8 protein-coding genes are annotated in these 14,150 nt (G+C 61.1%); all 8 read right to left on the bottom strand.

Translation table 11 applies throughout. The annotated features are described in order from the left end of the window. Positions 1 to 150: 150 nt before the first annotated feature. The gene (locus P0D96_RS37835; protein ID WP_408318843.1) at positions 151 to 1,152 is read right to left on the bottom strand and encodes a response regulator; all 1,002 of its coding nucleotides are present in this window, start codon (positions 1,150 to 1,152) and stop codon (positions 151 to 153) included. After that, positions 1,152 to 2,273 (bottom strand): ATP-binding protein, encoded by a 1,122-nt coding sequence (locus tag P0D96_RS37830; RefSeq protein ID WP_408318841.1) that lies wholly within the window; start codon positions 2,271 to 2,273, stop codon positions 1,152 to 1,154. Before P0D96_RS37830 ends, P0D96_RS37835 begins: the two co-directional genes overlap by 1 nt. A 7-nt stretch (positions 2,274 to 2,280) precedes the next feature. Continuing rightward, entirely contained in the window at positions 2,281 to 3,609 is a 1,329-nt protein-coding gene (locus P0D96_RS37825) for a sensor histidine kinase (RefSeq protein ID WP_408318839.1), read from the bottom strand. A 22-nt stretch (positions 3,610 to 3,631) separates the two neighbouring features. Continuing rightward, a complete protein-coding gene (locus P0D96_RS37820; RefSeq protein ID WP_408318901.1) occupies positions 3,632 to 5,020 on the bottom strand; it encodes a class I SAM-dependent methyltransferase in 1,389 nt (462 codons plus the stop codon). A 2,135-nt stretch (positions 5,021 to 7,155) separates the two neighbouring features. Further along, a complete protein-coding gene (locus P0D96_RS37815; protein WP_408318899.1) occupies positions 7,156 to 7,647 on the bottom strand; it encodes a DUF262 domain-containing protein in 492 nt (163 codons plus the stop codon). Between the two features lie 48 nt (positions 7,648 to 7,695). After that, positions 7,696 to 10,947 (bottom strand): C-terminal helicase domain-containing protein, encoded by a 3,252-nt coding sequence (locus P0D96_RS37810; protein ID WP_408318837.1) that lies wholly within the window; start codon positions 10,945 to 10,947, stop codon positions 7,696 to 7,698. Next, positions 10,944 to 12,800: a phospholipase D family protein gene (locus tag P0D96_RS37805; protein ID WP_408318835.1), complete on the bottom strand. Its 1,857-nt coding sequence runs from the start codon at positions 12,798 to 12,800 to the stop codon at positions 10,944 to 10,946. Before P0D96_RS37805 ends, P0D96_RS37810 begins: the two co-directional genes overlap by 4 nt. Further along, on the bottom strand, positions 12,797 to 14,026 hold the full coding sequence (locus P0D96_RS37800) for a DUF6361 family protein (RefSeq protein WP_408318833.1): 1,230 nt from the start codon (positions 14,024 to 14,026) through the stop codon (positions 12,797 to 12,799). The genes P0D96_RS37805 and P0D96_RS37800 overlap by 4 nt, the downstream gene beginning before the upstream one ends. Positions 14,027 to 14,150: the final 124 nt, after the last annotated feature.

Below are 14,150 nucleotides of genomic sequence, written 5' to 3'. Positions count from 1 at the left end.
GTCGCGACACATCGCGGCATCTCGCCACCGATGCTACCAGGCCGACTCGCGGGCTGCTTGCTCAATCACGTCCACGCCCTCCCGCCCGCTAACAGTAGACGCGACGTGGCCGACTGGGAGTACCGCCAGCGGACCCATCGCCTGCGGCGCTCAGAACTGCTCGATCCATGCCGCGAGGCGATCGGCAGGAAACTCTGTTTTGCGTTGAGTGGGTAGGAACGCGATGGCATTACCCTCACGTACCGGATCAAGCGCGAAGTCATTCCCGTCCAGCCAAAGAAGGCTCGCCAACCATACAGCGTGTCGCGTCGACACGGCTTTGTTAGTCGCTTCTCCCAGAAATTCGGCAAGTGCGGCAAGCTCGTCCCAGACCAGAGCATCGCCTTCGCGCCGGACCCTGATGCCCGCCTCCTCTAGCGTCTCGACCATCGCCGCCACTGCGTTGCCAGCGCTAGAGCCGACGCGCCGGTTACGTAGCTGCGCAAGGTTCGCCGCCACCATGTGGCCAAAAGTCCCGCCCCGGCAACTCTCGGCCGCGACCAGATCAGAGTAGTCCAGCAACTGCCAGTCAGGCTCAGAACTTTGCACATCGGCGAGTACTGCTGCGGCCAGGTAGGTTTCCACCGGCTGGAAACGCTCGGGCCCGATCAGAACGGCAGACAGCGTGCGAATCAGACCGATGCGCGTGGCGAGAGTCTGCTTTTGCAGCACGCCCAGTTTTTCACGCACCAACTGGTCCCGCTCCTTGCGCAGGTCGGCCAGTTCGAGCGCCTGTTTCAGTTCCATGCGCAATGCTGTAATGTCCCACGGCTTTTTGATATAGCGGTGGATATGACCGAGGTTGACAGCCGCGACGGTCTGGTCGATCTCCGAATAGGCGGTGGTCAATATTCTCACGACATGCGGATAGCGCTCGCTTGCATAGCGGAGCAACTCGTTGCCGAACTCGCCCGGCATGCGCTGGTCGGAGACAAGGACCGCCACCTTGTCACCGTGTGCGTCCAGCAGCGCTTTGCCTTCTTCCACCGAGCCGCCAGTCAGCACCGTCGCCAGGCTTCCAATGGCACGCTGGAAGTACTTCACCGCAGTGGCCTCGTCATCGACGAAGATGATCGCCGGTGACGACTCCTGTGTGGCTTTCGCTTCGTTCATCAACAACTCCTGTGCGGTTGACCTTTGATATGGGGGAAATCCAGCATTACGGTGGTGCCAACCCCCGACGTGGACTCGATCCGGAGTCCGCCGCCACAGGACTGCATGACACGGTTGCATAGAATTAGGCCCAAGCCGTTCCCACCGCATTTCGCGTGCGTTGTAATCGGGTCCGTCAACAGACGGGCTTCTATCTCAGGCGGGATTCCCGGGCCGTTGTCGCAGATGCGGATGCCGGGGTTGGGTTCTGCAATCACGGTAAAGCGCACCGACGGATAGGGCACATGCGCAAGCGCGCGTAGCGCGTTGGACAATAGTGAAGAGAGCACAAGCGCCACGCAATTGGGTTGCGTCACCACGGCAAAGTCGCCAATGACCTCGACCTGTACGCACGACCGCTGCGCCGTTGCAAACGGATAGGTATCGAGCAAAGCGGAGATCAGTCCATGCGCCGTGATCTCGCTGCGGGCATCGCCTCCCGCTGGTCTCCGGTGCCCATTGTGGACCGACCGCCAGAAGGAGGAGACCATCGCTATGCAGTACTGCGCGCTCTCCCGCATTGATCTGGCGGCTCCGGTAATCTCCCGCTGCGAATCGTGCTCCACGTCGGTGCGATTTTCGATGCTGCGCGCGTTCAAGCTGATGGCGGCGAGCGGTGTGTGCAGTTCGTGCGCCAGAAAGGCCAGCGTCTCGTCTATTGCCGTCAACCGTTGATTTTGTATGGTGCGTTCGCGGTAGCGCTCGAACGCCATTTGCAGCGTCTCGCGCACGGAAGCCGGCCTAAGCGGCTTTTCAAGGATGCGAAACACCTCACCGGTATTGACCGTCTGCATCAGCACGTCTATGTCCGCGTAAGCAGTGACCAGAATGCGAACGATGTGCGGGTATTCCTGCGCCACCTGTCGCAACAGGTCACCACCATCGCGGCCTGGCATACGGAAATCCGTGACTAGCACAGCAATGCGGGCGTTGTCCTGTTGCAGGATAGCGATCGCCTCATCACTGCTGTTGGCGAGCAGGACCTCAAAATCCGCACCGACCGCGCGAGCGAAATATTTGCACGCCAACTCTTCGTCGTCGACGTAGAGAAGAGTGGGCTGCGTCTGCCTGATGTCATTCATTGCATTCTCATGGGGCGCGCGACAGATCAAAGCTGAATGATGCCCAACTTCCCAGTTCGCTCTCAGCGTACAGCAGGCCGCCATGGCGCTCGATGACGGCATAGCTGATCGACAGACCCAAGCCTAGGCCCTGTCCTACTTCGCGGGTGGTAAAGAACGGCTCGAACACGCGCGCGAGATGCTCACCCGCGATGCCTGGCCCATTGTCCCGTACCACCACATGTAGGCGTTGCCCCGACCACTTCACTGAGATGTGAATCGCCGGCCCAGCGGTGCCCGCGTTGCGCATGGCTAATACCGAGTTGGAGAGCAGGTTAATCAACACGCCAATGATGGCCGCTTCGTCGCCCTGCACCAGGGTATCCACGGGGAGCTCACGCGTAACTGCGACGCCACGCAATTCATGCGCGATGAGTCGGATTGCCGAATCGAGTGCCTTTTCGAACAGGAAGGGAGTTCCCGCCTCCGCCTCGGCGCCGGGCTTGCGGTAGGCGAAGGTCTTCAGGTCCGACACGATGTGCTGGATCCGCTGCATGCCCTGCCTCGCGTCGACAAGACATTCCTGCAGCGCTGGTTCCGTTTTGGCCATGGGCTCCTCCATCGCGACTTCGATCGCCATCAGGCAAAAATTTACCGGGTTATTGACTTCATGCAACAAGCCCGCTGCAAGCGTACCGACTGCCGCCATTTTTTCCTGCTGTAACAGTTGGCCCTTGATATCGAGCAGCTTGCGGTTGATCACTTCAAGTTCGGCATTTTTTTCGGATACTTCTGCCTTCAGGCGAAACAGCATGAAGCGCACCCGCTCGTTGAAGAAGGTATAGACGGCGCTAGCGGCAGCGGCGAAGAGAAGGAGCAATACGTTGACGGTCATCGTGCCGATCGGCACCACGCCATGTGGAGGCAGCAGGCAGGCAAGCAGGTACAGGAAGCAGGACAACACCCCGAAAACCAAGTTTTGCCATAAGCCGAATGGTAATGCAATGCCGGAAGCGAAGATGGCAAGATTCAGACCCATGTAGTATGGCGACTGAACACCATCTGTCTGCCAGATCATCCACGAAATCATGGCCTGCGGTAGCAGCAGCCAGGACAGTGTCAACCATGGAGTCAAGCGTCGCCCTACCACGCTGCCCAGCATTATCACAATGCCACCGATCAGCAGCGAGACGAGCAGACGCGCAACTGCGAACGATGTCTGCAGTTGGGGATACTGCGCGTAATCCAGCCCCACGCCGAGTAGGACGAGCACAATGGCGGTATAGGCACCGCCGCGGCTGAAAGTCACGCGGAAGTCCGCGAGTTCAGTTTGATATCCTGTGTGCAGTTGACTCATGGATCGGGTGTCTGCTGACGTTTCAGAGGATCGTGGCTTCTGCGAACACATTCACCCCAGTCTCGTCGACATAGAGCTTCTGCCCGGCGGACTGTGCGGGCAGCAGCGAGCGCATACTGCTCTCATTCCGATAGATCAGATACCACTCGAGCAGATGCTCCATGCCGTACTTCTCGGGGTTCGCTGAATGGACGTTGGTGACCAGCAATTGGCCACCAGGTCGCGTACGTGCAGCGAAATAATTCAACAGGCGCGCGCAGACCTTGTCCGACAGATAGTCAAAGAGACCTGCGCAGTACACTGCGTCGAATTCCCGCAAAGCCGCGTCTGGTGAAATTTTGCGTTTAAGCAGGTCGTGCACCGATTGATGCACCATTTCCACCGAGACCTTGTGCCCTCCGTCGCCCGCCGATCGTTCGATTGCGGCCTTGGTGAAAGCCAGTGTTTCCTCGCTGAAGTCGACCAACTGGAACGACAGCAGATCGGGCTGCGCATATTCGCGCACGAAGCGCTGGATCTCGAAAGCCGGTCCGCAGCCAACGTTGAGTACGCGGAATGGTCTGCCGGCAATGCGAGCCGCTTCGGCCTGACGCGTCAGAAAGTCGATCAGTAGCGTGATCCGGTTCCGATGTGCGGTCGCCACGGCAGCCTTGAGGAACGCCGTATTGACGATCTGGAAGTAAGTGGTCGGTCCCTGCTGCGGATCGCTCAAGATCTGGTTGACCATCTCGTAATCGCCGGCATAGCCCAGTGGCTTTGTAAACGTCCGGTAAACGAACGGGGCACGAAGTAGCAACGGATGCAGTGCCGCTTGCGCGTAGGTACGATGCACGGGCGCAATCTCGGCATCGACACGTTCGGCCTCTTCCTCGAGCCGCACGAGGTACGACTTGACCTTGTGCATGATGGGGGTAGCGAGTTCGTAGAACAGATCCTCGCGCAGCCTGCCGTCGGTCTTCGGCAGGCTCTCGGTCAGATCGACCTGCTCAACCCAACGCGACACTTCCGACAGGAACGCGCGCATCTCGTTGACCACAATCTGATAGTCGCGCCGGATATTAAAGCGCGCGTCCCAGTCGCTGATGAAAAGTTCTGCTTCTCGCCCGACCGACTTGGGTTCATTGGGCAGAACGCTAAGCTCGCGCCACTCGTCGATCAGCGCCAGTGAAACCACCGCAGTGAGACCGGTATTCACCAGACTGACGACCACCGCTTTGCCAAGATAGGCATTCTTGCTGCCCATACGCACGCTCAGCTCGCTTAATACCTCACTGACCTGCACGATGGAGTAGGGGTTATAGACCTCCATCACCAAAGACTTTCTCTGGAGGTTGATGATTGTTCCACGCACCTGCTCGCGTTGCGAGTTGCGGAAGCTGACTACCGGGTCGATTTGCGTTTGAGAGTACACGGTATAAGAACCTGAGGAATCCGGAAAACGCAGTTGGGTGTTGCATGGAGTCCAGTGAATGTTCCGCACGTACGACATCGGATACGAGCCGTCGACGTGGTTCAAACCAGTGTTGCACTGGAAACACCAAAACCCTTTGCCGGGATGGCTCCGGCGAGTCGCAGTGTAACATCAACACAGTTAATCCTGAACCACGCCAAATCAGGGATGAAGAACGTACGCAAGTTTGCCTTACAAACATCTACACGCTGTAGAAACTGGATTTTGCGACGAATCATTTTTCTCGGTGACCGCCGCTGTCGACAGGAAGATGGTTGCGATAAGGAATCAGGCCGGTGCGCAATACCGACGCCCGGCTGCGACGGGTCACGAACGCAGGCGTGAGCTGCGGTGCTGTTCTGAAGTTTGGGGAAGGCCTCTCGAAGTTGGCTCAGCCTTGCTTACAAAATTCGCTTGCTGATCCCCATATTAGGAAAGTGTTCGGAGCAGGCCACCTCGCTGTCGCAACGCCGGAAAGATTGGAAGGTCAGGTACAAGCGGCCCGACGAAGTCTTCAACCCCATCCTTTGCGGACGTCGTGACCCTCCCGGAGAAAATTGGCCCGTGAGTTCAGCGAGCGAAATCACTACAGCCAGAGCTATCCTCCGGCGTGTCTTCGCGTGGAAATGATGGTCAAGCCCCGCTTTGGACGGGAGTACCGTGGCAGCGTTGCCGCGTACTCGGTACCGATGCCCCAGCACGTGATCCCATGCGTGTTGACTGGCCTGCCGCCCGCGCAAGGAGTCGAACCCGGTCGACTCGAGTTGCTCGACACGCCCGCGGCGGGAGTGCCCTAAGCGAACGGCCAGTCTGTAGCGGTGAGCGATTATTTCAGCGTCGATTAATGAATGTCGGTTCGGCCAATGAAGGAGCGTTCGCCCTTGACAACGGGTGGCCGATTACGGGGGCGTAGCCGACGCCTGAATGTCTGAACGACGACGCATGTGATCGGCGCTTTGTGGCCGAACTCCGTAATACGAAGCAAAGTTGTCACCAAAAGCGAAGTAATGTTGTCAACATCCGTTTTTGCGTAGCATCGCGGCGGCGACGACGAAGCACATCGCGCTACCGAAAGGTCGACACTGCGCGCCTGCGCTCTGCCGAAGCCCGTGGGAAGCTACGCCTCATGGTCGTCGCGGCCGAGGCGAAAGTTACCGGACATGCGGTTGTAGAAATGCCGTGAGATGGCGATACGATCCTCCTTGCGCATCACTGGCTTTTTCGAAAAGACCGGAGGATATCTCGTCCCATAGAGCGTGCCGCACTGTGCACAACGGTACGGCGAACCGATGAGACTCGCGTTCCGGACGTATGTTGTCTCACCGCCGTAATGGCGAGGCCGCGTTTCGAGTGTGCGGTGGTGCGCAAGGCAACGATTCTCGCTGGACATCTGGTATGTCACGCTGTGGTGACCAAGGGATACGCGCTACCGCGCAATATCTGAATACCGGGTGGTGCAGACGTCGCTGGGCACCGTCAAGGGGGAATCTCACAACACCTTGGCGGGAATCTGCAGCCTGCGTCGTAGGCATCTTAGATGCAAAACATCGCTCATCGGGTCCAGGCCCTCGTACGGGTCTAAGTCCACCTTTGTCAACTGGATCAGGGTATGCGCACGGGCGATCCGTCGCGGGTGTTGTCTCCGATAGTAGTACCAGGCATTCATGGTCGTCAGACGCTGACCAAAAATCGATGACGCAGCGTTGCCGGTCGACTGCCATGAAGCGAAGCCGCTCACAGAATGTCTTTGCAGCAGGATCCGCTTCGAGCATCAGCCATGCTTCGAAAGCGCTGCGCCTGTATAGCGTCAGACGTCGCCCCACTTTTGGACTGAACACGTCATAGCGGTACGACCCGCGAGGACGCGGCAACGTGAGCGGCTCGAAGCTTCGCAAAACGTCGACCATGTGCCACCTGCCAGAGGATTTCATCGCCTAGGACGAACGTGAATTGACGAATTCAATGCGCACTGATGCAAAGTGTCAACTTTACTTCGCTGCGAAACGAAGTAAATCCGCCAACTCTTAGGCTCACGCCCTGTCCTAGCGGGCAGTGGCCAGTGACAAACTTACTTCGATCTACGGGCCCCGGGCATTCTACGAATCGAAGAACTGAAACGCCTCGGACACGTCCTTCAGCACGAAGGTCACCACTTGACAGCGGTTGAGCAGAAAGTCGATAAGCGCTTCGGTGAAGGATGGACGTTCGACCCGCCGCACGAGTTCCCGATGGACTCGCAACAGATTCCTTTCTGAAATCTGGCTTGCAAAGCGCTGCCGGTTAATAAAGGCCTCGATGGCCTTATTGAGCGTGGCCAGAGTTCGCTTCAGATCGTCCCGTTGCGGCTTCCCAGAGCCGGTCTTGATGATCGCCCGCACGGCCAGGATCAAGGTCAGCGTGCGCTGCTGGCCGTCCACGATGTCGAGCCATTCGGCCGTTCCGTCTCCGTCGTCATTCTTTTCGATCTTCGAATGAAACACGATCGATCCCAGCCGATAGGCCGGCTTGCCAAGATTCGCGTCGATATCCGCGAAAAGGTCGTGAATATTCTTGACCGACCACTTGTACGGGCGCTGAAAAGACGGAATGGAAGGTTGTCGACCTCGAGCAGGCTGCGTACCGAAAGGATGTTCTTATCAAGCGATAGCTTCATCCGGATCCTCTCCCTCCTGCTGCCCGCGCTTTTTCGGACTCAGCGAGATGCGCCATTGCCCGACGGTTTTCCCTACGTTTTCCGAATCGAACGTCTGCTCCAGACATGCGAGAAGATCTTCCTGGCGCGGTTGCGCGAACACCAGCCGATACAGCGCGAGACTGCGCTTGAGCCGCCGATAGCGTGCTTCGTCTCGGCTGAGCGGCAGCGCCATGACCGCGCGTTCGATCTGCGCGCCGTTCTCGACCTCGTAGATCCAGAAGGGAATCAGATCGTTGGCGTCCGCCGGCCTGCTTTCAACCGCCAGCCCGAACAACGCGTTCCAGACGTCGCCGTGCGTCTCGGGCGCACGCTGCAAGGCTGCGGACCCATGCTTTTGCGCGACGTTCTTGCGCACCGCGTAGCCCTTGTAGCGATGCACGCGCCCTTCGCGCTGTTCCATGTCGACAGGATTGGACGGCAGGTTCCAGTGCACGACCGAATGGCACCAGTGATGGAAATCCAGCCCTTCCTGACCGATGGATGTCGAAGCCAGCACGAACGGCCAGAACGGCGAGTTGAACGCGGCCTGCACCGATTTCTTCCGCGCGACTGCGCCCTCTTCCTCGTTCACGCTTCCGAAGCGCAACGCGAAATGCGTGCGGACGCGTGTCTCCGAAGGCTCGATGGACACCAGGCCCTCGCGGACCTCGACCTCATCCGGATGCAACGTCGCGCTGCGCAGCGACATCGCCTCGTACATGGCGTCGCCGAGCTTCTGGCAGCCTTCGGCGACGGTGCGTTCGGCAAGTCCGTTGGCATCGAAGAGAATGTGGACGTATTCGTCCAGCAGCGCCTGCAGATTGCCGTCCGCACCATACTGCAAGACGCGCTGCCAGTACGAGTCCTCGTCCTTTTCGACAGCCTTCAGCAACGCGACCGCACGCGGCGAATTGAACTGGCTGCGCATGCCTTCTGCAATGCGCGCCGCCGCGCCGAACATGGCGGCCGGCGCGCTGTCGTGCGGCCATCGGCGCAACAGCGTGCGCAATGCACAGGTCGCCGGGGCGTTGAGCGCGACATGCGCGATGACCTCCGCCAGATCGTCGGGCACGCGGCCCAGGTCGTCGAACTTGCCATCCCACGTTTCGAGCCAGAGGCTGACGTGATCGTCGAACGCGCTGGACGTGTCGTCGTCCGAGCCGTCGCGCACGGTGCGCGCCGGCGACCATTCCTTCGCGCACCATTCGCGCGCTTCGGGATGCAGGCTCGCCTCCAGCCGCGCGAGCGTCACCCAGTACCAGCGCCGGTCGAACGGACCTTCGTTCGTGCGATGCACCACGAACGGCGCGATCGCTGGCACGACGATTCTCGTGGCGCGCAGGTGAATGTCGGCATAGGACGGTGCGGCATCGGCGCCGGCATCGCCTTGCAGCACGAGCGGATCCACCAGCGAAGTCAGCGCCTGCGACGGAAACGCCAGCAGCAGTCCCGCCATCCCGGCAGGCTCGTTGCCGCTTCGGTTGAATGACAGGCGTGGCCCGAATCGCCTGACCATCGCCGAATATTTGATCCGGCTGTCGAAGTACTCCATGAGCCGGCGCTCGGCCTCGAAGGAGAGAATGGCCGCGAGCGCATCCGGCACTACGTTCCATGCCGAGAACACCAACTGCTTGCTGACGGAGCCAACGCCTTCATACTCGCCGCCGGCGCGCCAGTAGCCGAGCGACGGCGGCATCCAGAGCAGCTTCCAGATACCGTCCCGATCGATTCTCCCGATGAGCGCGCGCAGGCGCGCGTTGTCCGGATCGATCGCGCGATAGTGCTCCACATCGCGTGCCCTGAAGGACGCGAGCGGACGCGCGGCGAATATCTCGTGAACCGGCGACGACTTGCGCCGGACCTGATCCTGCAGCGACTCCTTGAAACGGTAGCCGCCCATGAAATTGAGGAGATACGGGCTGGATTTCCAGTACTCGATGGTGTCCGGCTCCTCGATGGCGCTCGCCAGAGCCTCAAGCGTGCGGAAGTCGGCCAGATCGCCCGCGGCGAGGCGCGGCACGAGCGGCTGCTCCCGCACCATTGCGTCGGCGCGCAGCGTGGCTTCGACCCGTTCGGTGCGGCACATCACCTGCCGCAAGGTCCGCTCGATGCGAGCCTTCACCGGCCCAAGCGAGGCGAGATCGCCGGTGCCGCGCGCTCTCAGAAGGCCGGTGCGCAGCGCGACGATATCGTCTTCGAGCGCATCGACAATCTTCGCTCCGTCTTCGCCCGGATACAGGAAGCGCAGCGTGCGCAGGAAATCCGCGTAGTGATCTTCGCTCTCGTCATTGCGCGCGTACATCTTGTAAGGCGTCGCGGAGAGCAGCAACACGCGCGCGCGGCCTTCGTAATTGAAGAGTTCGTGCGCGAGTTCGGCGGCGGGATTGACCGTGTCTTCGGACGCGCCAGGATCGTCGAAGAGATCGTTGAAGCGCTGAAACTCGTCGAGAATGACGAGTGCGGGCTTCAGCGCGACCAGACAGGTCCGCGACAGGCGTGCACGCAGTTCGCCGGTCAGCGCCTTGCAGCGCTCCTGGTCTTTTGCACCGATGGTCCTGCGGCGGTCGGCATAAAGCTCCGCGATGCAGCACACTTCCTGATGAAAAGCGGCCTCGTTCAGGATGCCATGGCGAAACGCGCCCGCAATGGCCTGATCGAAGAAGACCTCCTGTTGCGCGTCGGCGTCCCATGTATCGCCCGCCGTGGCGCGCAGCGCATGGCGCAAACCCCGCTCGTGCACGCCGGGCAGCGCGCGCAGCATCTGATAGATGAGATGTCGCTCTTCCTTGCGCCCCGTGCGCAGACCGCCGCCGTTTTTCGGGCCGAAGGCCGTATTCGGCGTGAAGCTGATAAGGTTCACCGCGTGATTGTCGAGCTCATGCGTGTACTTCGGCAGCAGCGTGAGCCGGTTCGCGCGCGACACATCGGACTGGCCCGGCAGCAGAAGCCGCTCGATGTTTTGCGCCGCGATCTCCGCATTCGAACAGACATAGACGATATCGATGCGCTTTTGCGTCTGCGCAAACCTGTCGATGGTTTTTGCGATCACGCCCTTCGCGATCATCGTCTTGCCGAGACCGACTTCATCGGCGACGAGAAAGCGCATGGCCGGTTGGTCGTCGTCGAACATGCGCTCGAAGACGTAATCGACCGTCCGCTTCTGAAAATCCTTCAGGCCCGTAATGAACGTGCTTGCCGCGATGTTGCGTGTCATTTGTTCTTCTCGTTGTTCAGCGCCGTTTCGAATACGGACCAGACTTCCAGAAAATCGGCCGTGAGAGTGGGTTCGTCCGCCCGTTCCGATGCGTCGCCGCCAGCCTCTTCCCGCGCCGGCCTGCGGCGCAGCCGCTCCACCAGATCGCGCACCTGCGCGAGGCGCTCCGGCTCGCGCGCGTAAGCCCGGGCGAGCATCTCGAACAGCGGCATATCGTCGAAGGATGCGCCGTTGCCGCCGCGAACCCTGACGCCGTCGCCGTTTTCATCGCCTTCGACGTTGTCCCAGTCGCCGAGCAGCAGCAGCAGATAGCGGATCAGGCCTTCGCGATTCCTGATGGCCGCGTGCAGGATCTCCAGGTCGCGCTCTTCCGGGCCGCCGTGCAGCGGCAATTTGAGGACGAAGCTCAGCGTCGCCTCGCCCCGCCTGAGCGTGAAGCCCGTGAACGCAGTCACCTGATGCGGCGCGAACTCTCCCAGACAGACGCCATCGGACGAGGCGTCCGCGCGTTGCGCAGGATCGATCTGCGTGGCCCATGTCTCGTTCTGCGACACGAGCCATGCCTGCGCCGACGCGCCGTTCCAGCCGATGCCATCGAGCCCGTGAAGCTTCACGGTCCAGTTCGATTCCGCCGCTTCGCCGTGCAGCGCGAGCAGCGCGCGGGCCAGTTCATCGCGCAGCGCTTCCAACGCGCGTTCGTCATCGAGCGCATCGGGTTCGACCGGCGCCGAGCGCACGTAGTCCGCCAGCAGTGGCCCGAGTCCTTCCTCGCCAAGCCACTTCTCCGGGCCGCCGACCTTGCTCGTCCGTCCGATCAGTTCGATCACGAACTCGACGTTGCGGCCCTGCTCCAGCGCCGCGCCGGTGGCGTTCGCCGAGCCGATGAAGAGATGCGTATCCCACGCGCGCCGGCCGATATACACCTTCGCATGCAGCCCGCGCTGCCGTTGCGCATCGTCGTCCTCGGTGTCGCCGGAAAACGCATGATCGCTCAGCACGCGCACCGTTTCGAAGTCGCCGTGCGATGCGCACTTGTCCAGTTCTTCCGCGCGCGAGACGAGAAAGAGCGGCGCATGGGCGCTCGACGCGAGTTGCGTCAGCGCATTCGTCGAGACGAACGGCGAGATCACGCCAAGTTCGTCCCAGTGCGATCCGTTGGCCGTCCCGGGATACCAGGATGCCATCTTCTTGTCGATGCCCAGCGGATGAAAGCGCACCCGCGTGAACTTGTCGGGCAGTTGCCACGTGGTGCGCGCTGCATCCGCGCACAGCAGTTCTATCTGCTCCGTGCGCGCCGCGCCGAGGTCCGCCTGCTTGCCCCGCTGCAGCCATTCGATGAACGTCGCGAGTGGCCGGTTTTCTTCCAAGCGCTTCTTGCCCGGTTCGCCCTCGAGCCACAGCGACAAGTCCCACGAACGGTCATCGGTCAGATTGCGCGTGAGCACGAGCAGGCGAAGCAGCACGGGATTCCTATCGGCAGCATCGGCGGGCACGAAGCGCAGCAGCCACACCTTCGGATGGAACACGCCGTGCTCACGGGGCGCCTGCGTCTCCTGCACCATGTTCTCGAGCAGCCCGAGCAGGGAGTTCGAATTGCGCGGAATTTGCATGCGGCCCCGCTGACAGAAGACCGTCAGTCGGTCGCCCATGCGGCGCAGCGCGTCGAGCACCGGCAGCGCATCGGGCTGGTCGGGCGAGGTGTGCTCCGCATCGCGCCCGGCGAGATGCAGCGGCAGGGTCAGCAGCGTGATGAGATCGAGCGAATAAGTGGTCGCCACGCCGCAGTCGAATCGATAAAGATCGGGCGGCGTGAGCGCGTCGGTCAGCAAACTGCGTTGTTCCAGATTGATCATTGGGCGTTCGTCCAGCCAGCGTGCCATTCATTGAGGAAGTCGCGCGCCACGGGCCACCGGTAGCTGAGCGGCACGAGTCCCGCCTTGCCACTCCATTGCTCGCGGGCGGCCAGGTTTTCGAAGCGCGAGCGATTGCCCTTGCGCTTGAGGTTCGTCTCGCGATCGCGGATGAGAAGGCGGCATTCGTCTGATGCGCCGATATCCGCGCGATGCCGCAACGCCAGCCCAAGCCACATGCGCACGAATTTCTGCGTGTCCGTGCTGATCGTGTGGCCCTTGTTGGTCACGCGCGTCCAGAAGGCCTCGAGATCCCAGCCGGCGCAAAGCGGCAGGCCCTCGTCGGCCCATGCAGCGAGTTCGAGCCCGCGCTCAAGCGCGATCGCGTCCGACGGAGGCGAGAGGCGCGCGAGTTCGAGGTTGTAGAGCAAGGCCGCGCCACGAATGAGCACGTTCAGCCGATGCGCATCGTCGATCAGCAGGCGGATCGCCTCCGGAAACGTTTCCTTGCGCGGATGCAGCCAGATCTGTTCGATGTCGGGCAACGCGTTGCCGTGGGCGATGTCCTGAGCGATCCATGTCAGCAGCGACTGACCGTGATGCAAGGTCCAGCGGTCCAGCAGCAAGGCCGCCTCGCCGCGCGTGAGCGCGAGATCCGCATTGCCGGGAAAGCCTGCCGGACGCAGTTCGACCAATTTCTTATCCCAGGCGAGGCCGCTTTGATCGCCGTCGTGCATGTCCTGGTCGTCGCGCATGCGCCGTGCGCCGCGTTGCGCGTGCCGGCGTTCCGCCGTCGCGTAGTACTGTTGCTGCGAGACGCGCGCGCGCCGCAAGCCCCAACTGCCGAGCGCCGTCCAGTAGACCGAACTCGGAAAGCGCTTCAGGTCCTCGCCGCTTTCGCGGCCGATGACGCCCGGCTCATCCGGCGCCGTGTTGGCGAGCAGCGCCTTGAGCAGCCTGACTTCGGACGAGCGCGCGGCCAGGCGGAACGCCGAAGCAGAAGTGTTGCTCGCGTCGAGTTGCTCCATTAGCCAGGGCACGAAAAACACATAGCGCAGACGCGTCTGGATGGTCGAGGTGCCGGGAAAAAGCTGATCGGCGATCGAATCGCGTATGCCGCCGATTCCCAGTTCGTCACGCGCATCGGGTTCGCTGAAAAGTGAAAGAAGCTGCAGGCTGCGTTGCCCCGCGGCGGCATCATGATCGAGCCACGAAAGTTGAGAAGCCATGAAACCTGTTCCGGTCCGTTTGTTAATCGAGGGCTTAAGCTCGGGAGAGCGTGAGGATAGGTGATCTATTGTGGTCGGTACACCAAGCGTATGCCCACATCCGGACAAAAATTGTCCAGAGCGC

The sequence above is a fragment of the Paraburkholderia sp. RL17-347-BIC-D genome, assembly GCF_046027915.1.
Taxonomy (GTDB): Bacteria; Pseudomonadota; Gammaproteobacteria; order Burkholderiales; family Burkholderiaceae; genus Paraburkholderia.
The sequence above is the reverse complement of the archived record's forward strand: the minus strand, read 5'-3'. Positions and strand labels throughout refer to the sequence as shown.

Coding starts and splice junctions, on each gene's coding strand:
- P0D96_RS37825 (WP_408318839.1), bottom strand. CDS start 3,609: ATGAGTCAACTGCACACAGGATATCAAACTGAACTCGCGGACTTCCGC.
- P0D96_RS37835 (WP_408318843.1), bottom strand. CDS start 1,152: ATGAACGAAGCGAAAGCCACACAGGAGTCGTCACCGGCGATCATCTTC.
- P0D96_RS37800 (WP_408318833.1), bottom strand. CDS start 14,026: ATGGCTTCTCAACTTTCGTGGCTCGATCATGATGCCGCCGCGGGGCAA.
- P0D96_RS37830 (WP_408318841.1), bottom strand. CDS start 2,273: ATGAATGACATCAGGCAGACGCAGCCCACTCTTCTCTACGTCGACGAC.
- P0D96_RS37810 (WP_408318837.1), bottom strand. CDS start 10,947: ATGACACGCAACATCGCGGCAAGCACGTTCATTACGGGCCTGAAGGAT.
- P0D96_RS37805 (WP_408318835.1), bottom strand. CDS start 12,800: ATGATCAATCTGGAACAACGCAGTTTGCTGACCGACGCGCTCACGCCG.